23 protein-coding genes are annotated in these 25,993 nt (G+C 28.1%); 7 read left to right on the forward strand and 16 right to left on the reverse strand.

The features are described from left to right. Positions 1-6: 6 nt before the first annotated feature. The 9 genes from gcvPB to FDK22_RS04865 form a co-directional block, all read right to left on the reverse strand. Positions 7-1,455 carry an aminomethyl-transferring glycine dehydrogenase subunit GcvPB gene (gene gcvPB / locus FDK22_RS04825; RefSeq protein WP_138151782.1) on the reverse strand — a complete coding sequence of 483 codons (1,449 nt, stop codon included), beginning with the start codon at positions 1,453-1,455 and terminating at the stop codon, positions 7-9. After that, positions 1,452-2,783, reverse strand: a complete 1,332-nt coding sequence (gene gcvPA / locus FDK22_RS04830) for an aminomethyl-transferring glycine dehydrogenase subunit GcvPA (RefSeq protein WP_138151783.1) — start codon at positions 2,781-2,783, stop codon at positions 1,452-1,454. The genes gcvPB and gcvPA overlap by 4 nt, the downstream gene beginning before the upstream one ends. A gap of 8 nt (positions 2,784-2,791) precedes the next feature. Next, positions 2,792-3,157 carry a glycine cleavage system protein GcvH gene (gene gcvH / locus FDK22_RS04835; RefSeq protein ID WP_138151784.1) on the reverse strand — a complete coding sequence of 122 codons (366 nt, stop codon included), beginning with the start codon at positions 3,155-3,157 and terminating at the stop codon, positions 2,792-2,794. Positions 3,158-3,178: 21 nt separating this feature from the next. After that, a complete protein-coding gene (gene gcvT / locus FDK22_RS04840; RefSeq protein WP_138151785.1) occupies positions 3,179-4,249 on the reverse strand; it encodes a glycine cleavage system aminomethyltransferase GcvT in 1,071 nt (356 codons plus the stop codon). A 107-nt stretch (positions 4,250-4,356) separates the two neighbouring features. Next, entirely contained in the window at positions 4,357-6,027 is a 1,671-nt protein-coding gene (locus tag FDK22_RS04845) for a sensor histidine kinase (protein WP_138151786.1), read from the reverse strand. Between the two features lies 1 nt (position 6,028). After that, a complete protein-coding gene (locus FDK22_RS04850) occupies positions 6,029-7,684 on the reverse strand; it encodes an ABC transporter substrate-binding protein (protein WP_171012919.1) in 1,656 nt (551 codons plus the stop codon). Next, positions 7,677-8,363, reverse strand: coding sequence for a response regulator transcription factor (locus tag FDK22_RS04855; RefSeq protein WP_138151788.1), 687 nt, complete (start codon positions 8,361-8,363; stop codon positions 7,677-7,679). Before FDK22_RS04855 ends, FDK22_RS04850 begins: the two co-directional genes overlap by 8 nt. Before the next feature lie 30 nt (positions 8,364-8,393). Then, on the reverse strand, positions 8,394-8,951 hold the full coding sequence (locus FDK22_RS04860) for a hypothetical protein (protein ID WP_138151789.1): 558 nt from the start codon (positions 8,949-8,951) through the stop codon (positions 8,394-8,396). A 1-nt stretch (position 8,952) separates the two neighbouring features. Then, entirely contained in the window at positions 8,953-11,361 is a 2,409-nt protein-coding gene (locus FDK22_RS04865; protein WP_138151790.1) for a molybdopterin-dependent oxidoreductase, read from the reverse strand. 139 nt (positions 11,362-11,500) lie between these two features. On the opposite strand from FDK22_RS04865, the gene FDK22_RS04870 reads away from it, so the two are divergent. Then, complete coding sequence (locus FDK22_RS04870) at positions 11,501-12,658, forward strand: Opr family porin (protein WP_138151791.1); 1,158 nt, start codon at positions 11,501-11,503, stop codon at positions 12,656-12,658. 303 nt (positions 12,659-12,961) lie between these two features. Here FDK22_RS04870 and FDK22_RS04875 read toward each other — a convergent pair whose 3' ends face one another. From FDK22_RS04875 to ruvC, 7 genes are all read right to left on the reverse strand, one after another. Further along, positions 12,962-14,032, reverse strand: coding sequence for a 6-phosphofructokinase (locus FDK22_RS04875; protein ID WP_138151792.1), 1,071 nt, complete (start codon positions 14,030-14,032; stop codon positions 12,962-12,964). 98 nt (positions 14,033-14,130) lie between these two features. Then, complete coding sequence (locus tag FDK22_RS04880) at positions 14,131-14,574, reverse strand: GyrI-like domain-containing protein (RefSeq protein WP_138151793.1); 444 nt, start codon at positions 14,572-14,574, stop codon at positions 14,131-14,133. After that, positions 14,571-15,263, reverse strand: coding sequence for a response regulator transcription factor (locus FDK22_RS04885; RefSeq protein ID WP_138151794.1), 693 nt, complete (start codon positions 15,261-15,263; stop codon positions 14,571-14,573). The genes FDK22_RS04880 and FDK22_RS04885 overlap by 4 nt, the downstream gene beginning before the upstream one ends. Beyond that, the gene (locus FDK22_RS04890; RefSeq protein ID WP_138151795.1) at positions 15,256-16,113 is read right to left on the reverse strand and encodes a sensor histidine kinase; all 858 of its coding nucleotides are present in this window, start codon (positions 16,111-16,113) and stop codon (positions 15,256-15,258) included. The genes FDK22_RS04885 and FDK22_RS04890 overlap by 8 nt, the downstream gene beginning before the upstream one ends. A 1-nt stretch (position 16,114) precedes the next feature. Continuing rightward, positions 16,115-16,693, reverse strand: coding sequence for a phosphoribosylglycinamide formyltransferase (gene purN, locus FDK22_RS04895; RefSeq protein WP_138151796.1), 579 nt, complete (start codon positions 16,691-16,693; stop codon positions 16,115-16,117). Positions 16,694-16,786: 93 nt separating this feature from the next. After that, positions 16,787-18,019: a DUF711 family protein gene (locus FDK22_RS04900; protein WP_138151797.1), complete on the reverse strand. Its 1,233-nt coding sequence runs from the start codon at positions 18,017-18,019 to the stop codon at positions 16,787-16,789. A gap of 2 nt (positions 18,020-18,021) precedes the next feature. Then, the gene (ruvC, locus tag FDK22_RS04905; RefSeq protein WP_138152227.1) at positions 18,022-18,492 is read right to left on the reverse strand and encodes a crossover junction endodeoxyribonuclease RuvC; all 471 of its coding nucleotides are present in this window, start codon (positions 18,490-18,492) and stop codon (positions 18,022-18,024) included. A gap of 268 nt (positions 18,493-18,760) precedes the next feature. Here ruvC and FDK22_RS04910 point away from each other — a divergent pair, with 268 nt between their 5' ends. From FDK22_RS04910 to dnaN, 6 genes are all read left to right on the forward strand, one after another. Beyond that, positions 18,761-19,000 carry a hypothetical protein gene (locus FDK22_RS04910; protein ID WP_138151798.1) on the forward strand — a complete coding sequence of 80 codons (240 nt, stop codon included), beginning with the start codon at positions 18,761-18,763 and terminating at the stop codon, positions 18,998-19,000. 62 nt (positions 19,001-19,062) lie between these two features. After that, entirely contained in the window at positions 19,063-20,763 is a 1,701-nt protein-coding gene (locus tag FDK22_RS04915; RefSeq protein ID WP_138151799.1) for a type I secretion system permease/ATPase, read from the forward strand. Next, positions 20,750-22,039 (forward strand): HlyD family type I secretion periplasmic adaptor subunit, encoded by a 1,290-nt coding sequence (locus FDK22_RS04920; RefSeq protein ID WP_138151800.1) that lies wholly within the window; start codon positions 20,750-20,752, stop codon positions 22,037-22,039. Before FDK22_RS04915 ends, FDK22_RS04920 begins: the two co-directional genes overlap by 14 nt. After that, positions 22,029-23,363, forward strand: a complete 1,335-nt coding sequence (locus tag FDK22_RS04925; RefSeq protein WP_138151801.1) for a TolC family protein — start codon at positions 22,029-22,031, stop codon at positions 23,361-23,363. The genes FDK22_RS04920 and FDK22_RS04925 overlap by 11 nt, the downstream gene beginning before the upstream one ends. A gap of 72 nt (positions 23,364-23,435) precedes the next feature. Further along, positions 23,436-24,743 (forward strand): chromosomal replication initiator protein DnaA, encoded by a 1,308-nt coding sequence (gene dnaA / locus FDK22_RS04930; RefSeq protein WP_138151802.1) that lies wholly within the window; start codon positions 23,436-23,438, stop codon positions 24,741-24,743. Between the two features lie 167 nt (positions 24,744-24,910). Further along, on the forward strand, positions 24,911-25,981 hold the full coding sequence (dnaN, locus tag FDK22_RS04935) for a DNA polymerase III subunit beta (RefSeq protein ID WP_138151803.1): 1,071 nt from the start codon (positions 24,911-24,913) through the stop codon (positions 25,979-25,981). The last annotated feature ends 12 nt before the right edge of the window (positions 25,982-25,993 follow it).

Genomic DNA, 25,993 nt, shown 5'->3' on the forward strand with positions numbered 1-25,993 from the left:
TAGTTTTTAGCACGAACTACAAACATCAAGTTCTTTGATAGCTCTAGTATCATCAGGTCTACAAACCCCTAATGTTTTTGGAAATTCTTTAAAGGCACTTGCATCCTCTTTTGCCAACTTCACTGCATCAATCATCTTGTCACAGAACTCATCTAAAGTCTCTTTATTTTCAGTTTCAGTTGGTTCTATCATAATTGCTTCTTTTACAATTAATGGGAAATAAACCGTTGGTGCATGTAAACCAAAATCAAGTAGATATTTTGCAATATCCATAGCTGTAACTTTGTACTCTTTTGCAAGAGTTTTAGCTGAGAATACACACTCATGCATACATAAAGTATCATATGGAGTATCAAAATGCTCCCTTAGTCTTGCTCTTATGTAGTTTGCATTTAACACTGCTTTAGAACTTGCATTTTGCATCCCATTTCCACCAAGAACAGTCATATAAGTTAATGCTCTTAAACTAATTCCATAGTTTCCAAAAAATGGTGAGATTTTGCCAATAGAATCAACTCCACCTGTAGTAAATTCATAAACACCATCTTTCTTTTTAATCCCTAAATCAGGTAAAAATGGTTTTAATTTTTCATTTACTCCTACTGGACCAGAACCTGGTCCCCCACCACCATGTGGAGTTGCAAATGTTTTATGAACATTGATATGAATAACATCAAATCCAATATCACCAGGTCTTGCAACACCCATAATAGCATTCATATTTGCTCCATCATAATACATCATCGCATCATATTCATGGGCCAAATCACAAATCTCTTTTATTTTTTTGTTATAAATCCCAAGTGTATTTGGAACAGTTAACATAACAGCTGCTACCTCATCAGACATCTTTGCTTTAAATGCATCAAAATCCATAGCACCAGTGGCATCTGATTTAATAGTAATAACCTCATATCCAACCATTGCCGCAGTTGCTGGGTTTGTACCATGGGAAGAGTCTGGGACAATTACATATTTTCTTTTATTTCCTTTGCTTTCATGGTATTTATGAATCATCATAATTCCTAACATCTCACCATGAGCTCCTGCTTGAGGGGTAGTTGTAAATGCACTCATACCTGTAACTGCACATAGTTTTTGCTCTAACTCATCAATAACTTGTAATGCCCCTTGAACATCTTCATTCATGTTATTAGTTACTATATGTGGGTGAATAGAAGAAAAACCTTCTAAGCTAGCTACTCTTTCAGCAATCTTTGGATTATACTTCATAGTACAAGAACCAAGTGGATAAAAGTTCTTATCAATCGCAAAGTTTTTTGTTGAAAGGTTTGTAAAGTGTCTTACTACATCAAATTCACTAAGTTCTGGAAGTTCTGCTTTTTGTTCTCTACATAATTTATCATCAAGAGATGCAACTGGAACATCAAGTTTTGGTAAAGCAATACCCTTTCTTCCTTCTACACTTTTGTCAAATATTGTTTTTGGATTCATATCACTTCTCCTAAAACTTTTACAAACTCATCCATTTGTTTTTTTGTTCTTTTTTCTGTAACTGATACTAAAATAGCATTTTCTAAACCTTCATATATATTTCCAAGGTTTATTCCAGCATAAAAACCATTTGCACTCATTTGTTCAATTACATCTGTTGCTGTACCGGGAGTTTTAATAACAAACTCATTAAATGTAGGAGACTCATTTAAAATCTCAACACCTTCCATACTTGAAAGTTTTTCTTTTAAGTACTCTGCCTTACTATGATTTGATGTTGCAAGTTCAACTAATCCTTCACGTCCAACTAAAGACATAAAAATAGTACTTCTTAAAGCTAGTAGATTCTGATTTGAACAAATATTTGAAGTTGCTCTATGTCTTCTAATATGTTGCTCCCTTGCTTGCATAGTTAATACAAACATCTCTTTACCATCTTTATCTAAAGTTCTTCCTATAATTCTTCCAGGTAAATCTCTAATATATGCATCTTTTGTAGCAATCATTCCAAACGATGGCCCACCAAATGCTAGATAGTTTCCTAAACATTGTCCATCTGCACTTACAATATCAACACCCATACTTCCTGGCTCCTTTAAAATTCCAAGTGAAATAGGATAAGCAGACATTACAGCTAAAGCTTTGTTTTCATGAAGTTTTTCAATGATGCTAGCAAAATCACTAACTGAACCAAAAAAATTAGGGCTTTGGAAAAGGTAACCAGCTATACTTCCATCAATCTTTTCAAGTACTGATTCAAGGTTACTCTCAACACCATTTAAATCAATAACTTCAACTTCAATTTCTCTAAACTTTAAATATGTTTGAACAACTTTGATATATGTAGGATTTACTCCACCATCTACTAAGATTTTGTTTCTTTTTGATATTCTAACTGCCATAAGTGCAGATTCTGCTAAAGCTGTTGCACCATCATACATAGAGGCATTTGAAACATCCATACCTGTTAATTTACATACTAAACTTTGGTATTCATATAAAACCTGTAAGGTTCCTTGTGATGCTTCTGCTTGATATGGAGTATATGCTGTATAAAACTCTGACCTTCCTGATAGGGCATCAACGGCACTTGGAACTATATGGTCATAGTAACCACCACCTAAAAACATCACCTTATCTGTAACATTTTTTGAAGATAGTTCTTTAAATTTTTCGAAAGCTGTAAACTCATCAACTCCATCTTCTATATTAAGTGTTGAGACTCTTAAGTTACTTGGTACTTGATCAAAAAGTTGTGATTCTTCTTCTAAACCAATTACATCAAGCATCTGCTTAATTTCATTTTGCGTATGGGGAGTATATGGCATTTTATCTCCTATAGTGAGCTTGTATATTCATCATATGAAGCTTGATCCATTAACTCTTCAAACTCAGATTCATCTGAAATTTCTAATTTAAAAACCCAGGCAGCATTTGCATCTTGGTTTAATAGTTCAGGAGTATCTAACAATGTTTCGTTTACTTCAATTATTTTCCCTGAAACTGGTGTATAAATATCACTTGCAGCTTTTACCGACTCAACAAAAGCAGCACTATCCCCTGCGCTAAACTCATCATCAATTTCTGGTAATTCTAAAAATGTAATATCACCTAATTGTTCAATTGCATACTCAGAAATTCCAACTGTTCCAATATTACCTTCAACCATTACCCACTCATGCTCTTCACTAAATTTTTGCATTTTATTTCTCCTAATCTTATTTTATTTTTTTATAAAAGGTAAAGATGCTTTATTTGCTTCAATAGCACCTCTTGCATCCCTTAATTCAAATGATTTTTCACCATCAAAACTATCAACATCAATCATTGCTAATCCAATACCAACATTTAGTGTTGGAGAAAAAGCAGCTGAAGTTACAAAACCGATTTTTTTATCATCTTGGTAAACTTCAAAATCTTTTCTAGCACTTCTTCTTGAAGTAGTTTTAAAAGGGATTAATAATCTTTTTAAACCCTCTTCTTTTTGTTTTTCTAAGGCAGCTTTTCCAGCGTAATCTCTTTTTAGATTTACAAACATCCCTAAATTTGCTTCAAGGGGAGTAATCTCTTCAGTTAAGTCATTTCCATATAAGCTATATCCCATCTCAAGTCTAAGGGCATCTCTAGCTCCAAGTCCAGCTGGTTTAACTCCATCATTTATAAGTGTATTCCAAATTTGTACACTTGTTTCACCATCAATATAAAGTTCAAAACCAAGTTCACCTGTATAACCTGTTCTACTTAAAAGACAATTTTTTCCAAAGATAGTTGTTTGTACAAATGAAAAGAATCCTAAGTCATCTAAATTTGTGTCAAAATATTTTTGTAAGATTTGTTTTGAGTTTGGGCCTTGAACATCTAGTTTTGCAGTTTCCTTTGACCTATCATCTAAAATTCCAGTTTTAAGTCTGCTTGTAATAGTTTTAAAATCAAGTGCAGCCCTTGAAGCATTTACCACTATCATAAGTTCATCAGAGGATAATCTATAAATAATCAAATCATCAATAACCCCACCCTCTTCATTTAGTAAAAATCCATATTTACATTTACCAATGTTAAGTGCTTCTATATTGATTGAAGTTGCTTCATTTATGCCAGAAGTTTTTATATCTCCTTTGAAGAAAAATTCTCCCATATGGGAAGTGTCAAATAGCGCTACATCATTTCTACAGTAGCCATGTTCAGCTAAGATTCCATCAAACTGTATTGGCATCTCCCAACCAGCGAAGGGAACCATTTTACACTTTATTTCAAGCTGTTTTTCATAAAGTGGGGTTCGAAGTAAGTTTTCCATTTTAACCCTTTTTAAAATATTTATATCAATATTTTAAAGGAGAAAAGGGGAATAAAAAGGTCAAAAAATTCTATTTTTTTAAATTAACTGTATATTTTTTATTATAATTATTTCAAAACTTTTATAGTAAATAATGCTCCATTTTCAAAATTTCTAACATTTATAAAACCTTGCATATTTCTCTCAATAATATTTTTAGCCATATAAAGCCCAATGCCTGTTCCTTGTGTTTTGTGCCTAGTTGTAAAATATGGCTCGAAAATTTTATCTAGAATACTTTTTTCTACCCCACCAGCGTTATCTTGAATTTTTACAATAGAATAATTTTCTCCTACTTTTATCTCTATCTTTATTTTTGGACTTTCTATTTTTCTCTCTAAGAAAATGTCTTTTGCATTACTTAATATATTCAAAATAACTTGTGAGTATTCATTTTTATATCCTAGAACTTCACTATCTTCAATAACATCAAATTCTAAATTTATACCATGATATTTTAATGATGATTCAATGATATAAAAGGCATCTTCACAAGCTTTTTTTATAGAGAAAAGTTCTTTTTCACCTTGAGGTTTAAAGAAGTTTTGAAAATCATTTATTGTTTGAGACATATACGAAGTTAAAGTATTTGCTTCTTTTATCTTTTCATCAAGATATTTTTTATCAAATTTGTTGAAATCATATGTTACTTTCATATTCATGTGAATGGCAGATATTTGTGCAAGTGGCTGTCTCCATTGATGGGCAATATTTCCAATCATCTCTCCCATTGAAGCTAATTTTGATTGTTGTATTAATATTTGTTCCTGTTCTAATCTTTGATCTATCTCACGCTGTATTTTATCCTCTAAATTTTCAATCATATCATTTATCATAATTTTTAATTCATTTAATGATTCATTATTTGTTTCTTGATTAATTCTAGTTCCTAGATTTCCACATTTTATATTTTCAAGTATCTTTGTAGCATCTTTAATTAAAGCTTCATTTTGTTCAATATTATTACTAATTAATTGAACATTTTCATTGATTATTGTTGCCATTTGCTTAAACTCATCTTCTGTACTTAATTCAATTTTACTAACCTTGGTTTTTTTATCATTTAAGTACTTAAAAAAATCATTTAAGCCATTTTGAACTTTGTAAATTGAGTTTAAAATATTACTTGAAATTAGCCATCCTATAATCACTGCAAAAGAAAAAAGTATGGCAATACTTAAAAATATTTCTAACTTAATCTCTTTTGTTTTTGTAACTGCATCGTTATATGCAATACTTGAATTGTTTAAAGAGGTTTTTTGAAGATTTAAAAGTTCAATTATTAATAAATCAAATTGTTTTTTATTGATAGTAGTTACATTAATATATGCGCCCTCCTCAAACTCTTCATCTAAATATTGTTTTGTTTGATGAATATGTTTTTTGTAACTCTCCCACATCTCAAAAATCTTGAGACTAAATCTTTTAGTATTTTTAAAGTTCTTGTCTAAATCGAGTTCAATCTTATTTATATCCTCTTCAATTTTTCTTCTTATTTGTTTATTGGGTGCCATAACTAAGGATTGATTTAACTGTCTTAAACTATATAAAGGAGTAATAACATTGTTTTGTAAAGATAAAACAGCTTGAGACTTACTATGAACCTCTTTTAAAGTATTTTTATTATCTTCACTAATAACTATTGTTTTATATCCTAATATAGCAATTGATACACATAAAATAAGAAATAAAATTCCTAATTTTATTTTAATATTCATTTTTTTTATAAATTTAATCATCTTAAAATCTTTTTGGTTTTATGGCTTTTTTTAAATCATTAGGATAGTTTTTTTCTTCTCTAACAGACCAATGATTTTTACTGATTTCTATTTCCCAAAGTGGAATAATACCACCTTGGTAAGGCTTATAAATAAGCTCTTTATTAACTGCAATCACTTTATTTAAAGAGGGTACTCTTAATGTATAAGCTTCTTTTCTAGCTTGAAATAAAATATTTTTTACAACCTCTTTAAATTCCTGACTATTTTGTTTTGTAATAAAATACTTTTGAATATATTCTTGCATTTTTTCATCTTTTGGAATTGTTGACCAAACACTATTATTTTCATAAATAAAAAATACCGTCCAAGGATTTTGATAATACCAGTCATCATCTCCCCAAACTAAAATATCCCACTTTTGTGTATTTTTATTCTTATTGGTATTAAGTAATTGCTTATATATATCTTTTTCACTTGTCGTGATTTTGTAGTTGAATTTAACCCCATATTTTTTTAATTGATATTCAATGCCTTTCAATAAGAATAAAAATCTATCTTGAGTAAAAATCTCTAATTCTAATCCGTTTAATAGTTTATTAATTTGGTTTTGAGATAATTTTTTTTCATTTATTATATATTCATTAGCAATTTCTTCAACAACTTTATAATTTATTGATGTCGTAAAAGGGGAAACTTTGCCTTCATTTTTATAAACAAAATTAAGTAAATTTTCTTGATTTAAGGCCTGATTTAAAGCAACTCTTACCTCTTTATTTAAAAGCTTTTTATTTCCATTTATTAAATTAAAAAAAAGTACAAAATTATCTGTCGATTTTGAAACAATAAGCTTTGAATAAGGGGATAAAATAACTTCAAGTTTTTTATTAAATGGGATTGGCATTAAATCTAGTTTTCCCTCATTTTTTGTAATATCTTCGATTGCTTTATTTATATCAAGTTGCGTATAAACTGTTATATTTTTTATTTTGGGGTAATTATAATTCCAATAATATGGGTTAGCAATTAATTCAATTTTATTTGTTTGTTTATCCCCTAGTGCATAACCACTTTTTATAATATATGGTCCCATTCCAAATTCCCCTGCAACTTTATTTGCAGTTCCAGTTTCTCCACCAACAGGATTATAGTATTGAATATACTCTTTTGTATAAAAATAGACCCTTGCTAGGTCAGTTAAAAACATCTCATACTTTTGTTTTAATACAATTTTTAAATGTCTTTCATCAACTTTAAAAACATCAAAATCTATTTTGTTAATATTTGTATACAAAAAAGGATTCTTCTTAAAAAAATTAAGATTATAAATAGCATCATCTATTGTAAAAACATCGCCATTTTGGAATTTTAGATTTTCTCTTAATTCAAAAATATAAGTAAAATCATCAACTCTTTTATGACTTTTTGCTAAATCATATACCCAACCTTTTTCATTATCATAAGATCTAATAAGACCTGCATTTGTAGCTTTTGCAATATATGAATATGGAATTGATGGTAAAAATATATTTATATGGGATTTTGGATGAAGCTTAGATGCTATATTTTTTGAAGAGATATCTTCTCTAAACTCAAACTCTTTTACAATATGAGATGAAGCTTCTAAATAAATAGTTAAAATTAAAATAAAAGATATTAGTTTAAAGATTTTAAACAAAACGATATCCTGAACCAGAGAGATTCATAATTATATCAGTTGGAAGTTTTTTTCTAAGATTTCTAACAAGTGAACGTAAAGCACTATCCGTCATAATATCATCACCCCAAACTTTATCTTGAAGTTCTTCATAACTAGTAATTCTATTTTGGTTTTTTATCAAAACTTCAAAAAAAAGTATCTCTTTTTTATTTAAAACAACTATCTCATCTTTATAATACAATTGTTTTTTATCAAAATCATAACTATAGTTTTCATCACTTTTTAACTTAATAACTTTATTTATCTCAAGTAAATTTACACAAGACTCTAAAACCTCAAATAAAGGTTCTAATTCAACTGGTTTTACTAAATATTTTTCCATATGTAGTTCAACTGCTTCCATAAGATATTTTTTATCTGTATGGGCAGTTATCATAACTACAGGTGTTTGCCTATCATTTTTTCTTATTTTTTTTACAAGGTCAATGCCATTTAACAAGGGCATATGAATATCACTAAAAATAATGTCAGGTTTTTTTTCATTATAAAGTTCAAAGGCTTCTTCACCATTTGAAGCTTCAAATACCTCTTTTACATAGTATTGTAAACTATCAGCAATATTCTTTCTTATACCCTCTTCATCTTCTGCATAAAGAATAGTTAATGTTTGTAGTTTCTCTAATAACTCTTTTTGCATAATGACTCCTTGTAGTGATTATATCAAATCTTAGTGAGAAGTTTTGATTAAACCATCTGATGCATTTGATTTTAAATATCTTAAAAGATATGCACTCTCTTCCTCGTCAAGTTTTGCAAAACCTTTCATAGGTGTAAATAGTGCTTCCCATTCAATCATAGTATGATGATTTACAACTTGCGCAGCATGACATTGAGTACACATTTCATAAAAAAACTCTTCATGTTCTTCCCAAACTTCTGCACTATTTTGGGTTAAATACTCTTTTTCAACCATTCCAACTAATTCAACTTGGTTAGAGTTTTTCTTATTTAGTTTAAATCCCTCATCCATTTTTGCAATTAAAAGCTCTTTTTCTTTTGTTGAATAGATATTGTTTCCATCAATAAACCCTTTTATTGATACCTTTGCCTCTTTATCCATATCCTTTAAAATCTCTACAGGAACTCCAAGATAAAGTTCAACCATTTTTCCATCTTCACCTTTTAATTTTGTGTTTTGAAAGATGAATTGTTCACTTGCATTTACTTGGGAAAAACACCCAAGTAAAAGTGATACTAAAATAACAAGTTTAAATAAATTTTTCATATTATGCTCCAATAATCACTGGTGGTTGATAAGCCATATTTGGTTTAACAGCACCTGCTTTTTTAATCGACACTAAACAAGTATTTGCAGTTGTTGCTTGTGCCATAGATGAAGTTGGTCTAGATGAAGTTAAAAGATTTGCTTGACCAGAATTACATCTAGAACCTTTTTTAGTTGGATCTTCAGGTGAATACCAAGCTCCCTCTTCAATTGCAACTACACCATCTCTGATTGTATTTGTAACTACAACACCAGCAAGTAATGAACCTCTATCATTAAATACTTCAACAATCTCACCATCTTTTACACCAAATTTTTTTGCATCATTTGGAGATATTCTAATTGGTTCTCTACCTTGAACTTTATGAACACTTTGTACCCATGTATTATCTAATTGAGAATGAACTCTATATGTTGGGTGTGGAGAAACTAAATGTAAAGGATATTTACTAACTAATTTTTTGTTTCCTAACCATTCAGCAGGCTCCATCCAAAATGGGTGTCCTTTAAAATCATCATGCCCAAAGCTTGCAAATTTTTCAGAGTAAATTTGAATTTTTCCTGTTTCAGTTTTTAGTTTATTATTAACTGGATCTTTCCTAAAAGCTTCATGTCTAACATATTTTCTTGCACTATCAGGGATATCATATTTTACAACACCTTCTTTCCAGAAATCTTCAAATGAGATTTTCATCTCTTTTGCAGCATAAGATCTTTTATATAATCTTTCAATCCACTCTAAAGCAGTTCTTCCTCTAGTAAACTTTTTCTCTTTTCCAAATCTAGCTGCAAGTTGAGCAAAAATAACATAATCATCTCTAGATTCATATCTAGGTTCAACAACTTTTTTCATAGCAAAGATTCTATCTTGAGAGTAAGACATACCTGAAGTAATATCATCTCTTTCTAAAGTTGTAGTTGCTGGCAAAACAATATCTGACATTTTTGCTGTAGGCGTCCACCAAGGATCTACTGTAACAATAGTGTCAAGAGTTTTCATAGCTTCAACTAACTCATTTACATTTGGTTGATGTCCAATTGGAGATGAACCTGTACAAAGCATAAACTCAACTTTTGGATAAGTAACTTCTTTCCCTTTATAAGTAACTTTTTTACCTGGATTATTAATTAAATCACTCATTCTAGATGCAGGAATATTTAAATTAACTTTATTTCCTCCACCTTGACTCATCCCACCAACCGTTGCTTTTCCTGAAGAAGCATCTCCACCACCTGCATAATGCATAGAAAAACCAAATCCTCCTCCAGGAAGTCCAATTTGTCCAATCATTGAAGCTAAAGTAATTAAAGTCCAATCAACTTGCTCCCCATGATGTGCCCTTTGCATTGCCCAGTTTCCTGCAATAAAAGTTCTATTTGAAACCATAATTTCAGCTAACTCTTTAATTTTTGAAGCTGGAACTTCTGAAAGTTTTGATGCCCATTCAACAGTTTTATCAATACCATCACTTTTCCCAAGTAAATATGGTAAAAACTTATCAAAACCATAAGTGTATTTTTTAATAAATTTATCATCATATTTTTTTGATTTGTATAAATAATTCATCATACCAAGCATTAAAGCAACATCAGAACCAGGTCTAACTTTTACCCAATCAGCATTAAACTCTTGTGCAGATTTTGTATAAATTGGATCAATAGAAATAAATTTAATTCCAGCTTTTTTATACTCTTCATAAGCATCAATATTTCTATGATTTGGCACAGCCCAACCAATTCTATTTGTTTTATAAACATCAGCTCCCCATAAAACCATAACTTTTGTATTTTCTATGATTTGTTCATGGGCAGTTTGAATAGAGTAAACTTCCATATCTCCAACAATAGCTACATTTGTAGGACCAGCTGCCCCATTTGAATACTCACCAGCAGTTCCAACTGCTCCACCAATTTGATTAAAGAATCTACCTGCCATAGCATTTGGTTTAAATGCACCTGGATGTGCCCATCCTGAATAAGCAGAGTTATAAAGTGCCTGATTCCCACCATTTTTTTGAGCTTTCTTGATAGCTTTTGCAGTTAAATCTAAAGCCTCTTCCCATGAAACTCTAACAAACTCCTCTTGACCTCTTAAATCTCCTCTTCCCTTTCCCTCAAGATAAGATTTTCTAACAACAGGATATTTAACCCTTGAATTAGTCATAACTCTATCTGCTAAACCTTTTACCATAACTGTTGGGTTTGCATCTGAATCTAACTGTGCAGTTATATCAACTATTTTCCCATCTCTTACATGAGCATGAAATGGTCCAAAGTGAGAAGCATGTGGAATTTTTTCCGTTCTATTAGCAAGTTCACCTGCAACTACACCACTTAAACTACCACTTACTGCAATTGCTGCAGACCCAAGTGCTCCTTTTTTAAGAAAGTCTCTTCTTGAAGTTTCCATTTTCTAATCCTTTTTTGAACTTTATGTTGAAACTTTAACAAGAAAAAATCGAAAAAAAATCGAATTACAATAGATTTCTAATCGATTATTTTCCTATTTATTTTCTTTATCATTTGAAAATTTTAAATAAGGAGAAAAAATGAAAAGATTAAATTTAGGTTTATCTTTTATTGCAGCATTATCTATTTATAGTACTGCAAACGCTCAAAGTTTGGCTGATGCTTTGACAAATGGAAAAATAAGTGGTGAAGTTACATCTACTTATGAAAATAGAGATTTTGATATAGATTCTGGGACTTACTACAGAAGCAGTGCTTATTCTGTTGGCTCATTTGCATTAAAATATGAAACAGATATTTGGAACAATTTTGCATTAACTTCAAAATTTAGAGCTTATGCAACTATATATGAAGATGATGATAACTCAAATACAGGAACTGGTAAGGGAGATGCATCTAGTAGATTTTATGAAACTGGAACTAATAAGAATGTTGATATAGAAGAACTGTTTTTATCATATGAACCAAATGATAACTTTTCAATAAAAGCAGGTAGACAATTTATCTCATCATATTGGATAAATAAAACAAATGATGCAATTAAAATTGATGCAAATATTGAAAACACTTCACTAGAAGCCATTTGGACACTAAGAAATGGTAGAGTTTATGCAAGGGATTATAGACCTGTAAGTAAAGTAAATAGTCATGATGGAGTTTTTCAAATAGCTTTAAATCATAAGTTTAATGATATGTTTACCCTTAGTGCCTATGATAGAATTGAACCAGATATAAGAGATATTATGGGAGCAAAAGCTGATGCTAAATTAGGTGATTTTTCTTTTGGAATTCACTATGCTTCAAGTAAAGAGGATGATTCGTCAATAAAAGATTCTAACTTAATTCATTTAACTGCAAGTACTACAGTATTAGGATTCACTCCATATGCTGGTTTTATTAAAGTAGATGAAGAGGCAGCTTTCCCAGGTTGGACAAGTAGTGGTGAGACAATTGACCCTATGGAAGAGGGGGATTATATATATGAAAAAGATGCTCAAACTTTATATTTAGGTGTAAGTAAATCATTTGGAAATTTAAGTTCTACATTATTATATGGACAAACTGACTATTTATCTGGAAATGATAAAAGAAAAGTAAAAGAAACAACTTTATGGCTAGGGTACCCAATAACAAAAAAATTAAATGCAAACCTTGGTTTAACTAATGTAAATGAAGATGAAAATTCAGCGGCTAGCGATTTAAATCAAATTAACTTTACACTAGCATACTCTTTTTAAATAAAAAAGCCCCTCTAAAAAAGGGGCTTAATGATTTAATTTTAATTATTTTATTTTTAAGTTCAGACCTTTCGATCAACAAAAATTTATATACTAATATTATCAGCAATAAATTAACCTATAAACTTACTAATCTCCTATGTAATTATTTAAATTAATAAGGGAGGGAGAGATAATTAATTTAATAACTACATATTCCATTAGAAATTTTATTGTAGTAAATAAAAATCGCAAAAAAATCTATTTAAAAAATTTTATTGTAGTAAATAAAAATCGCAAAAAAATCTATTTAAAAAATTTTATTTACTCTCCATAGGTTAATCCCATAATTTCACCTGTTTTATAAACTTCATCATCTCTTGTTACTGGTTTTAATTTTAAAGCCATATATTCTAAAGGGGTTGCTTGAAGTTTATTATTTACAATTGAAACAGTATTTCCATATCTTTCTGATTTTATAAGTTGTGCGGCATAAACACCAAATTTTGTTGCTAAAATTCTGTCATAAGCAGATGGTGCCCCTCCTCTTTGTTGATGACCTGGAACTGTAACTCTAGTTTCAAATCCAAGTTGATTAAGTTGTGCAGCTAATCTATAAGATACTGTTTGGTAGGGCATTGAAGCACGATGTTTTTTGAACTCTTTTCTAGTCATTTCTGATTCTTCTTTACTTATTGCACCCTCTGCTACAACGATAATTGAGAAGTTTTTACCTTTTTTTCTTCTATTATTAAGTGCTTCTTGAACTTTTTCAAGGGTATATGGAATTTCTGGAATTAAAACAACATCAGCTCCACCTGCAAGTCCTGCATATAAAGTAAGCCATCCAGCTTTATTTCCCATAAGTTCAATAATCATAACTCTATCATGAGAGTCTGCTGTTGTATGAATTCTATCTATTACCTCTGTTGCGATATCAACGGCACTATGAAAACCAAAAGTTACATCAGTCCCATAAATATCATTATCTATTGTTTTAGGTAAACCAATAACATTTAAGCCCTCTTCCCTTAAAAGATTTGCATTTTTATGGGTACCATTACCCCCTAAAGTAACTAAACAGTCTAATTTTAATTTTTCATAGTTTTTAATCATATTTGAGACTTTATCAACACCATCATCTTCAATATTTCTCATATTTTTAAAAGGTGTTCGTTGAGTCCCAAGCATTGTCCCACCCCTAGTTAAAATACCAGAAAAATCACTTGCTAATAACTCTTTATATTTATAATCTATTAATCCTTGATAACCATTGTAAATTCCAACAAATTCACAATCAAAAAGTTCATATGAAGCTTTTGCTACACCTCTAATTGCTGCATTAAGACCTGGACAATCTCCACCACTTGTTAATATTCCAATTCTTTTCTTCATAGATTACCTTCATTTATGACTTGTGTCATATATAAATTATATTTTTTAAACAATTATACTCTTTATTGAATAATTTTCATTATTTATTATTAGAAAAACTATTTTATTGATACATATATTTCAATAAAATTTTCTTTTGAATATTTCTCAAAATCAATTGTATAAGCACGTTCATATTCACTATCTTTTTCAAAATATTCCCAAACATCTTTCCAGCACTCAATAACAATTTCAGGTAATTCACCCTCTTTTGAAAAAACTAAATATCTTTGGTCTTTTATAATAATTGCATTTTTTGGTTTTGTAACTTCAACTGCAACGGTAACTGTATAATCTCCATTTACGTCAGATTCATAATCTGAATAAACTCCATACATTGACGATTTATTAGCTTTATTAAAAGTTTTTCCTAAAATATTTTTATCTTGATAATCATCCCAAAGTTGACCAATTTTAGCTGTTTCAGGATTCATCTCATTATTGTTATTTGTTCTTACTCCTAGACCTGCTACCATTAATTTTTCTATATGTCTAACTTTCATTTTTTTTCCTTTATATTTAGTTTATACCCTGCTCCATAGATATTTTCAATTGAATCTTTTGGAAGCTTTTTCCTTAAACGTTTTATTAAATCTTTCAATTTCGTTGCACTGCTTTCACAGATATCAACTTCATCCCAAAGATAATTATAAATTTCATCAGAGGTAAAAATCCTATTTTTATTTGAAGTTAAAAGTACTAAAAATTGACTCTCATGTTTAGTTAATTTTATTTCAGTATCTTTATAAATCAATTTATTAGAATCTTTATTAAAAATATATCCCTCTTTTAGTTCAAAGTTTGAAGATTCATCATTTAACTCTTTATACTGATTTACAGCTTCATTTAAAGCCTCTTTTAATTTCATCCTAGAAATTGGCTTAGGTAAATATTTTGTCAAATTTAACTCAGCTGCAAAAAGTAATTTATCTTGTTCTAAATGAGCAGTTAAAATTATTATTCTTGTTTTTTTATCATTTTCTCTAATTTTTTTTGTTAACTCAAGACCATTTATAAAAGGCATATTAATATCTAAAAGCATAATATTTGGTTCAAATTTTTCATAATATTTTAAGGCTTCTTCTCCATTTTGAGCAATATAAACCTCTTTGAAATTTCTTTTTAAATAGTTTCCATAATTTTTTCTTGTTTCTATTTCATCCTCAGCATAAAGAATAGTTAAATTATTCATTATCTTTCCTTGCTAATAAAATTGAAAATTTTGCACCAAGTTTTTCATTTTTTACATTTAATTTTCCATGCATTGATTTTTCAACTATCATTTTTGCCATACAAAGTCCATGACCAGTACCTTTTGAGTGGGGTTTAGTTGTAAAGTATGGGTCAAAAATCTTATGGAAAAACTCATTAGGTATCCCCCCGCCATTATCACTTATTTCTAAAATTGCCTTTGAATCTTTTGTTTTAATAAGTATATTTATTTTAGGGGATTTCACTTGATTATCTACTAACACATCTTTTGCATTATTTAAAATTACAAGTATTGCTTGAACAAACTCTTTTTTTACTCCATAAACTTTTGAATCCTCAATAATTTCAAATTTACACTCAATTTGTTTTGATTCTAAAAGTTTATAAACTAAAGCAAAGGCATTATCAAAGGCATCTTTCATTGAAAAAACTTCTTTATCTTCATTTGGTTGAAGATAATTATTAAAACTTTCAATTGTATCACTCATATAAAAAGTTAATTTTTCAATCTCATTTAAATGCTCTTCAAGTTTTTTAGCATCTAGCTTTTTTTCTTCAAAATCTGCTTCTATATTAAGTACCACAGAATTTATTTGAGATAATGGTTGTTTCCACTGATGGGCAATATGAGCCAAGGTTTCACCAACAGCAGCAAGTTTAGATTGGGCAACTAAAAGTTTATCTTTTTCCCTTAACTCCTGAAGTTGTTTATTAACCTCTTTTTCAAGTTTTTGATTATAATTTAATTTTGAAACTGCATAAACTAAAATAAAAACAAATAATAAAAAAAATAAAATATACTGTTCATTATTTGTTAATAGTTCTATCATTTTATTTATTTGTTAAGGTTTTCAAAGCCTCAATAATTGTTTTAGATTCTAAAGTTTTAATTTTTTCCTCTAAAGAGTCTACTGTTTCATCTTCTTCAAGTTTAATACTTTTTTGTAAAATAAATTTTCCCTCATCATAATTCTCATTTACAAAATGAATAGTACAACCTGATTCTTTTTCTTTTTCTTTAATAACCGCTTCATGTACAAAGGTACCATACATCCCTTTACCTCCAAATTTTGGTAAAAGTGCGGGGTGAGAGTTTATAATTTTATTTTCAAATGTACTTACCAAGTTTTTCTCAATCTTTTTCATATATCCAGATAAAAATATATAGTCTACTTTAAACTCTTTCATAAGATTTGTTATTTTTAAGTCTAAATCTTCATCTGGGTATTTTTTTGAATTTATTAAAAAATTTGGTACATCTTTTTCACTAGCTTTTTCTAAAACCTTTGCATTAGAATTATTTGATATTACTAACACAACTTGCGCATCCAAAATTTTTTCTTCACAGGCTTTTTGTATAGTATCAAAACCGCTTCCATTATGAGATGATAATATCCCAATTCTTTTCATTACATATCCTAAATTGTTTCTTTGTTTGGTCGAATTATAATAGAATTTAAAATAAATTTCAAAAGATAATTTAATTAAACTAATTTTTTAATTTTATGGAATCCTTAAAACAGCGGCATTACATAAATCATCACTTTCAAATTTTGTGATATCTCCAGCTTTTAAATTAGGTACTGGAAAAACTCTAACAGTTAATGGTTTATTTAATTTAAATGCCATCATTCCAGTATCTCTACATATATCTGCTATTTTTTCAATTGTAGAGTCACCCTCAATAGGCACTGTATCAAGCCCTATTCCACAAACCGATGAATAAGTAAGCAATGATCTTATATCAAATTGATTTTTCTTTGTAGCTTCAGCTAAACCCTCATCTTCAATAACTGCTAACATTAAACCAGAAAAACCAATTAAGTCACAACCTTTTATTGATTTAAACACCTTAGTTAACATTGCCGATGCTTCTATACAACCAGCTGCACCAAAATATTCAACTCCCAAAAGTTTATAAACATCAACCATTGAACTACAATTTTTTGATGGAGCTGCTGAACTATCTATTCCTATAAATTTTGTTTTATTTTCATGTTGACAATTTTCCACTATTTTTAAGGCATTATCCACATGGTATTGTAAAGAATTTTTCATAACTTCAAAGGCATTTTCCCATTTTTTATTATGGTCAGTATTTTCATCTAAAGTTTTTAAAGCCTCAACTAACAAATCAGGAGATTCAAAACCTATTGCAAAACAATCAACATCACTACTATTATGATATGAAGCTGGAAAATAAGGAATATGTGCTTTACAATTATAGTTTATAGTAAAATTAAAATTCCCTTCTGCATTTGTTGTTATTTTTGAAATATCTTTTACTACTTTTGCACACTTTAATGTTAAGTTATTATCAGGAAATCCTAAATTATCAGTTGGTACATTTACACAAATATTACAAATATCTCCAAATAATTTAATTAATTGGGGAATCATTTCAATCTCTTTTTCACTTTGTGCTTCACCAATTGCAAATCTAATCCTTATATCTGGAAAAGAATCACTATTAAGAAGTTTAGATAAATAATTCATATCTTCTATTGTATTTTCTAAACTTGTAGTATTTAAATATTCTCCAAAGGCATTGGTTACAATTCTAACACTTTGAACCTCATATCCTTGAGAATTAAAGTCATTTAATAATTCTTTACTAAACATAGCTACTTTTTTTATAGCTTCTTCCCATGTTTTTTTATCATTTGACAAAGTTATAAAGGAAGTTATAGTTCTTATTTTACATAAATCTTTATTTTTTAAATTTTCACTAATCATATTTAACCTTTAATTCTTTGAGAATGAGTAAGTGCTATAGCAATTGCATCTGTAATATCAAGTGGTTTTATCTCTTTTTTTATTCCAAGTAATCTTTTAACCATAAAAGCCACCTGCTCTTTTTGTGCTTTTCCATTTCCTGTTACCGCTTGTTTTACTTGTAATGGTGTATATTCAGAAAAATGCCCGAACTCTTGTAATACTTTTAATGAGATTGCTCCTCTAAATTGAGCTAATTTTATTACTGTTTTTGGGTTAAAGGCATAAAACATGTCTTCAATTGCAACTTCATCTAAATCGTATTTTTTAAATATTATCTCTAAACCTTCACACATCTCCACAATTTGCTCTTGAAGTATTTTTGTTTTTATTTTTACAAGACCTGCTTCAAGCAGTTTTATTTCTCTTCCATTTTTTTCAATAACTGCATAACCACAATTTCTTGTTCCAGGATCAATTCCTAAGATTTTCACTTTTTTCACATTTCCCTTTTTTTTTATTTCACATATTAAATGTACTTAATAATGGTATTAATTCCATAAATTTTCACTTAAAGGGATTTAGTTATTCACATACTAATACAATAAAGAATAAAAAGTACAGATTAATTAAATAATTATAAATTTTATAATAAGATAAGAAAATAAGTGATTTATATATAATTTTTATTTTTATTTAAGTTAACAATGGCAATAATTATATAAGTAATTTAATTACTTAATTTTTTTATAAGGATGAAGAATGTTAGGATCTTTATTAGGTGGTATTTTAACTCCTGTGATCGGATTAGTAGGTGGTTTAATCTCAACTGTTGTTGATTTAGTTGGTGGATTAATTGGTACAGTTGTAGGACTAGTTGGTGGTCTTTTAGGTGCTGTTACTGGTATCGTAGCTGACGTAGTTGACTCAATTAGCGTTGATGTTGATGCGGACGTAAATGTTGACGTTAATGGTGTTGACGATTGCGGAGTTTGCTGCTAATTATTTGTAAGTAGGTTAAAACCTACTTACATCCCTCTTTAACTTACTAATTAAGGTTTTCTTTGTCTTCAGAACACAAATTTTCAGAATTAAAATCTACACTTAAAAAAAATAAAAAAACCTTTTTAATTGTGGGTTTATTTAGCTTTTTGACTAACATATTAATGTTAGTACCGCCTATTTATATGTTACAAATTTATGATAGAGTTATAAAAAGTAATAATGAAAACACACTTTTTGTTCTTACTTTTATGATTATTATTCTATTTATTACCATGGCATTATTAGAAATAGTTCGTTCACAAATACTAATAAAAATTGGTAGTAGTATAGATAATGCAATAAGTAATAGAATCTTTGATTCATTATTTCAACTAGAACTCACTGACCCAAAAAGCGCTAATTCATCCTATCTGGACTATTTAACTAGAATTAGACAATTTATGACAGGAAAAAGTATTTTTGCTGTTTTTGATGCCCCTTGGATTACTATTTATGTAATTATTTTATTTCTTTTTCATACTGCCTTTGGTGTTTTTGCAATTATCGTTATTCTAATATTATTAGGTGTAACTGTAATGAATGAAATAGCTACTTCACAAAATTTAAATGAAGCAAGTAAAAATAATATTGCTTCAAATATATATATTGATTCTTCTTTAAAAAATGCGGCAGTAATTAATTCTATGGGGATGAGAGAAAATATAAGAAAAATATGGCATAAAAAATATTATGGTTTTTTAAATTTACAAAATGATGCTAGTTATAGTGCAAGTATTTGGATTAACATCTCTAAAAGTATTAGACTTATGGCACAATCACTTACCCTTGGTATAGGTGCTTATCTTGCAATTGGATATGAAGTTACTCCTGGGACTATGATTGCTGCATCTATTATTATGAGTAGAGCTCTTTCACCAATCGATTTAATAATATCAGGATGGAAAGGCTTTATTGCATATAGAACAAGTTATAAAAGAATTGATGAATTATTAAATAAATTTCCAGAAAAAAAGAAAACTATATCTTTAAAAATTACAGATGCTAATCTTGTACTTGAAAATATAGTTGTTACTCCCCCTAATACAAAAAATGAAACAATAAAAGGTATCTCTTTAGAAATAGAATCAGGCAATGTTGTAGCTGTTATGGGAAAAAGTGGTGCAGGAAAATCAACTTTAATAAAAGGTATTTTAAATATTTGGCCTCTATCTGGAGGAAAAGTTAAAATTGATGGGGTTGATGTTTCTATGTTTGATAAAGTAGAAATTGGCCCACAAATTGGTTATCTTCCTCAAGATATTGAGTTATTTGAGGGGACAATTAGTGAAAATATCTCTAGATTTCAAAAACTAGATTCCCAAAAAGTGGTATTAGCTGCAAAAAAAGCTGGCGTTCATGATTTAATTTTAAAATTTCCTAAAGGTTATGAAACAAAAATCACTAATTCTGGAGATAGTTTATCTGGTGGACAAAAACAAAGAATTGGTTTAGCAAGAGCTATTTATGATAATCCAAATCTTGTAATATTAGATGAACCTAATTCAAACCTGGATAAAGAGGGTGAACAAGCTTTATTAAACAGTATAAAAAGTTTAAAAGAAAATAACACAACTGTAATAATAATTACCCATAAAGACAATATCTTAGATATTACAGACAAAGTTCTTTTAATTGAAAATGGCTTATTAAAAGATTATGGTAATACACAAGAAGTTCTTAATAAAAATCAATTTTTTAAAGTAGATAATGAAAATGTATAAAGCTCCCAATGATGATTCATCTAAAATAACTAGATTTGGTTTTAGTGTTATAATAATTGTGTTTATAATATTTGGAGGATGGGCAACTTTTGCTCCCCTTGCTATTAATGTTACTGCCCTTGGAAAAGTGTCCGCTGGTTTAAATAAGAAAAAAATTCAAAGTATAGAAAGTGGCATAATAAAAAAAATATACGTAAATGACGGTGATTATGTAAAAAAAGGACAAATATTAATTGAGTTAGATGATACCCAATCAAAATCTGAATTAGATACTCAATTATTCCAATATCAAACACTTTTAGCACTAAAATCTAGACTTTTAGCACAACAAAATAATAAAAAATCAATTACCTTTGATGAGGGTATAGAAGATAAAAAACTTATTGATGAACAAATCGATTTGTTTAATAGCACAATAGAATCAATTAAAAAAAATAAACAGATATTAAATAAACAAATATCACAATTAAAAAAACGGATTGAAGCAATAAACTTCAAATTAAAAAGTAATACCTATATAAAATCATCAATTGATGAAGAGATTGCAGAATTAGAGAAACTTTATGCAAAAAAATTGATTAATAAAGTTGATTTAAGAAAATTCAAAAGGGAAGCATCTCAACTAAGTGCAGAAATAATTAATAATGAAAAAGAAAAAACTGAATTAAATGAAAAAATAAATGAGTTATCTACAAAAATAGTATTACTTTTAAATGATTTTAAAAAAGATACTTTAGAGGAATTAACTTCTGCAACATCAAAAATCAATACTGTAAAATTAAAAATAGATTCACTAAGAAACAAATTGAATAAAACAAAAATCTATGCCCCAGCTAATGGCTATATTGTTGGTGTGTCAGATTATACTCAAGACTCAATTATAAAAGCTGGTACAGATATTATGGAAATTGTTCCAAAAGATACTGACTTAATAATTGAAGGTGCAATAAAATCTACAGATATAGATAAAGTAAAAATTGGTTTAGAAGCAAATATAGTTTTTTCTGCATATAACACTCAAAAATCTCACAAGATTCATGCAATCGTAACTTATATATCTGCTGATACACTTTATGATGAACAAAATCAAGAGTTTTATTATGAAATTAAATTAAAATTAAGTAAAGAGGGTAAAGAAGAGATTAAAAATTATAACTTTAATCTAATTACAGGAATGCCAGCAGAAATAATGGTAAAAACTGGATATAGAACTGTATTAAGTTACATGTTAAAACCTTTATTAGACAGATTTAATAGGAGTTTAAATGAAGAATAGCTTATGTTTAATAAGTTTTTTACTTCTTTTTATTCCATTTAAATTTTATGCATCAGAGACTTTAAAATTTTCAAAAGCATATGAATTATCTTTGCAAAATTCTAAAAGAATACAATCTTTAGAATATAAATTAAAAGCAAATCATGAGAATTTAAATCAAGTTAAATCATTAATGTTACCGGAGGTTAATTTTTATGGTTCATACACCCAAAATAATTATAAAGATATTCCTGTAAGTAACTTATTTAAAGTAGATATAAAACAAAAAGTTAAAAACTATAATGTTATTTTAAAACAACCTTTATTTGATAGAAACCTTGCTTCAAAGATGGATATTGAAGAATCTAAATATGAATCTTATAAAAACGATTTAGATATAGAAAAACAAAAGTTGGCAAAAGAACTTTTAGATATATATTTAGCTCTTATAAAATCAAAAAATAAGATAACAATGTTATCGAAATTTAAAGAATATTTAGATTCCAAAAAAGAGCTTTTAAAAACAAAATATGAGATGGATTTATCTACAATTACGGAGCTTTTAACTGTTGAATCTGATTTTAATCAAACTAATATTGACTTAGAAAAAGAAAAAGTTTTATTTAAAGTTAATAAAGAAAAACTAATTAGTTATATGGGAGATGGACTTGATTTTAAAATCCCAGGTTTAGATGATATTGTTTTTACATCTGATAATCTAAAAAAGATTAAAATAAATTTAGTAAAAATTGATGAAATATATTCAAATTTACAAGTTGATAAACTTAAAAATATTATGCAAATGCATAAACATGAATTAGAAGATGCTCAAAATAATCATCTACCAAAATTGAGTTTAAATCTTAAGTATACAAAAAACGTATCAGTAGAAAATAGTTATACCTCAGATTCTAGTTATAAAGAGAATAGAGAATTTTCCATAAACCTTGTAATCCCTTTGTATAAAGGGGGATATTATACTTCATTAGAAAGAGCTTCTAAACTAAATATCAAATCATCTCAAAAAGATATTGAAGCTTTACTTGATGATTTAAAACTTCAATACAAAGAAACTCGTGCAAATATAAACTCTGCAATTAGATCTATTAGTCTTTATGAAAAAGCTCTAGAAGCAGCAGTTTTGACAAAAAATATAGTAAATAAAGAGTTCTCTCACGGTATAAAAAGTATACTTGATTTACAAGAAGCCGAGTATAAAATAACGCAAATAAAAGATAAATCTATTGACAATGTTACAACGCTAGTTGACAACTATTTAGCCTTTTTAACACTAACAAACCATTTTGATGCACTTGAAGTAATTGATTCTATAATTAAAAATTAATATTTAATATTTTTAAATTTATATTAATTTAGATATAATCTTTAGAATTTATATACAAAGAGTACGGTTTTAATGACAAGTAAAGAGTTTTTACATATTATAGAAAAAGAAGCACATCCAGCTGATTACAAAAGATACCTAAAACAATTATCATACAAAAAAATTTCTTCTGATGACAAATTAGCAGTTTTTGAAGTATCAAATAAGTATGTAGGGGCATGGATTAAAAGCAAATATACACAAATTATTCAACACTGCTTTGAAATATATGATGGGACTAAACCTGACATTGAAATAAAAATTGCAGGTGAAAAGAAAAGTAAAAAAGAGATTATTTCTGAAAAAGCCAAAAATGAAGCTACCGAAAGTACTATATTAAACCCTTCATATACTTTTGATTCTTTCGTAGTAGGAAGTTCTAACCAAATGGCATATAATGCCTCTTTAGCAGTTGCACAAAAACCTGGTGTTCAATATAATCCATTGTTTATTTATGGTGGAACAGGTCTTGGAAAAACTCACCTTTTACAAGCAATTGGTAATGATGCCATTGAAAAAGGTAAAACAATTATTTACGTGACTATTGAACAGTTTATGAATGATTTTACTTTTTCAATTAAAAATAAAAATATGGAGCACTTTAGAAGTAAATATCGAAAATGTGATGTATTACTAATCGATGATATTCAATTTTTATCTGGAAAAGAACAAACTCAAGAGGAGTTTTTTCACACCTTTAATGAATTACACAATGCAAAAAAACAAATTGTTATGACAAGTGATAGAATACCTTCACAAATTGCAGGACTTGTTGATAGATTAAAATCAAGATTTGAATGGGGTTTAACGGCTGATATTCAATTACCTGGACTTGAAACAAAAATTGCTATTATTGAAAAGAAAAGTGAACTTAATGGAATCCATTTAAGTAGAGAGATTATTAACTATATTGCAACAAACCTTGATAACTCTATTAGAGAGATTGAAGGAGTATTAATTAGAATTAATGCAAGTGCTTCTTTACTAAATCAAGAGATAAATTTGGAGTTAGCTCAAAATTTATTAAAAGAACAAATCAAGGAAAAAAAGGAAAATATCAAACTTCCTGATATAATTACCCTTGTAGCAAATGAATTAAATATCAAACCAAGTGATATTAAGTCTAAAAAGAGAACTGCAACTGTAGCAAATGCTAGAAGAGTAGTAATCTATTTAGCAAGAGAATTAACACACAACTCTATGCCTGATATAGCAAAATTTTTAGGAATGAAAGATCATAGTTCTATTTCTAAAAATATTCAAAAGACAAATGAGTTAATTGAAACAGATGAAAACTTCAAATTAATCATCCAAAATTTGAAGAATAAAATCATAAATTAAGGAGTGGTAAAAATAAGTTAGACTAGCAAATGTGAAAAGCTGTGAACTTTTAATGATACTTATTCACATACACAAAATGTTGTAGGATAGGGTCTAGGATAAAGTTTTCATCTTTTCACATGAACTACTATTACCACTAATTAATATAATAAATAGGAGCTGATAAAATGAAATTCATAATAACAAAGAGCATATTTGAGAATATAATCTCATCAATGCAACCATTCTTAGAAAAAAAAGATGCGAGTTCAATTACTTCACATATATATTTAGAAGTAAATGATTCTAAACTTATTCTAAAAGCAACAGATTATGAAATTGGATTAGAATGTAGTATTGATACAATTACTGAATCACTTTACGGAAAAGCAACAGTAAATGGATCTAACCTACTAGGTATAATTAAAAGATTAAAAGATTCAGATATTATTATAGAAACTGCTGATAATAATCTTGTTATTAAACAAAATAAATCAACATTTAAATTACCTATGTATGATGCAGATGAATATCCATCATTAATTTTAAATCAAGATTTAAAAAATTTAGATGTTTCAACTGTTAATTTAATCAACTCTATTAGAAAAATTACACCTGCAATTGATAATAACAATCCTAAATTTGAGTTAAATGGTGCATTAATAGATATAAAAAGCTCTAAGATTAATTTTGTATCAACTGATACTAGAAGATTAGCAATTTCATTTTTACAAAACATTTCAAATGCTGAAGCTCAATTTATTATTCCTAAAAAAGCAATAATTGAAATTCAAAAACTATTTTTAGATAATGCAACAATCTCTTATGATGAAAACAATTTAATTGTTTCAAATACAAATATGAGATTTTTTACAAAACTAATTAATGGTAAATTCCCAGATTATGAAAGAATCATTCCACAAAATTTAAAATATAATTTAGAGATTCCAAAAAACATGTTAATTGAATCTATCAAATTAGTTACATCTTTATTTTCAAATATTAAAATCACATTTAAACCTCAATCTATAATTTTTGAATCTTTAGATGAAGATACAGAATCAAAAACACAAATTGATATTGATTTAAATATAGACAATGAATTTTATTTAGCAGTTAATGCTAAATATCTTTTAGACTTTTTAAGTCAAACAAATAAAGAAAATGTAACTATTGGATTTAATGAATCAAATTTACCATTTTATTTAGAAGATGATAAATTCTTTACAATTGTAATGCCAATTGTTTTAGAAAAATAAGTAAGGATAAGA

This window comes from Arcobacter arenosus, assembly GCF_005771535.1.
Classification (GTDB): Bacteria; Campylobacterota; Campylobacteria; order Campylobacterales; family Arcobacteraceae; genus Halarcobacter; species Halarcobacter arenosus.

Bases quoted from the DNA above. Each gene is read 5' to 3' on its own strand.
- FDK22_RS04910 (WP_138151798.1), top strand. From the start codon at position 18,761: ATGTTAGGATCTTTATTAGGTGGTATTTTAACTCCTGTGATCGGATTA.
- FDK22_RS04870 (WP_138151791.1), top strand. From the start codon at position 11,501: ATGAAAAGATTAAATTTAGGTTTATCTTTTATTGCAGCATTATCTATT.
- gcvT (WP_138151785.1), bottom strand. From the start codon at position 4,249: ATGGAAAACTTACTTCGAACCCCACTTTATGAAAAACAGCTTGAAATA.
- purN (WP_138151796.1), bottom strand. From the start codon at position 16,693: ATGAAAAGAATTGGGATATTATCATCTCATAATGGAAGCGGTTTTGAT.
- dnaA (WP_138151802.1), top strand. From the start codon at position 23,436: ATGACAAGTAAAGAGTTTTTACATATTATAGAAAAAGAAGCACATCCA.
- FDK22_RS04925 (WP_138151801.1), top strand. From the start codon at position 22,029: ATGAAGAATAGCTTATGTTTAATAAGTTTTTTACTTCTTTTTATTCCA.
- FDK22_RS04855 (WP_138151788.1), bottom strand. From the start codon at position 8,363: ATGCAAAAAGAGTTATTAGAGAAACTACAAACATTAACTATTCTTTAT.
- FDK22_RS04865 (WP_138151790.1), bottom strand. From the start codon at position 11,361: ATGGAAACTTCAAGAAGAGACTTTCTTAAAAAAGGAGCACTTGGGTCT.
- FDK22_RS04920 (WP_138151800.1), top strand. From the start codon at position 20,750: ATGAAAATGTATAAAGCTCCCAATGATGATTCATCTAAAATAACTAGA.
- dnaN (WP_138151803.1), top strand. From the start codon at position 24,911: ATGAAATTCATAATAACAAAGAGCATATTTGAGAATATAATCTCATCA.
- FDK22_RS04845 (WP_138151786.1), bottom strand. From the start codon at position 6,027: ATGATTAAATTTATAAAAAAAATGAATATTAAAATAAAATTAGGAATT.
- gcvH (WP_138151784.1), bottom strand. From the start codon at position 3,157: ATGCAAAAATTTAGTGAAGAGCATGAGTGGGTAATGGTTGAAGGTAAT.
- FDK22_RS04880 (WP_138151793.1), bottom strand. From the start codon at position 14,574: ATGAAAGTTAGACATATAGAAAAATTAATGGTAGCAGGTCTAGGAGTA.
- gcvPB (WP_138151782.1), bottom strand. From the start codon at position 1,455: ATGAATCCAAAAACAATATTTGACAAAAGTGTAGAAGGAAGAAAGGGT.
- FDK22_RS04860 (WP_138151789.1), bottom strand. From the start codon at position 8,951: ATGAAAAATTTATTTAAACTTGTTATTTTAGTATCACTTTTACTTGGG.
- FDK22_RS04890 (WP_138151795.1), bottom strand. From the start codon at position 16,113: ATGATAGAACTATTAACAAATAATGAACAGTATATTTTATTTTTTTTA.
- gcvPA (WP_138151783.1), bottom strand. From the start codon at position 2,783: ATGCCATATACTCCCCATACGCAAAATGAAATTAAGCAGATGCTTGAT.
- FDK22_RS04900 (WP_138151797.1), bottom strand. From the start codon at position 18,019: ATGATTAGTGAAAATTTAAAAAATAAAGATTTATGTAAAATAAGAACT.
- FDK22_RS04885 (WP_138151794.1), bottom strand. From the start codon at position 15,263: ATGAATAATTTAACTATTCTTTATGCTGAGGATGAAATAGAAACAAGA.
- FDK22_RS04875 (WP_138151792.1), bottom strand. From the start codon at position 14,032: ATGAAGAAAAGAATTGGAATATTAACAAGTGGTGGAGATTGTCCAGGT.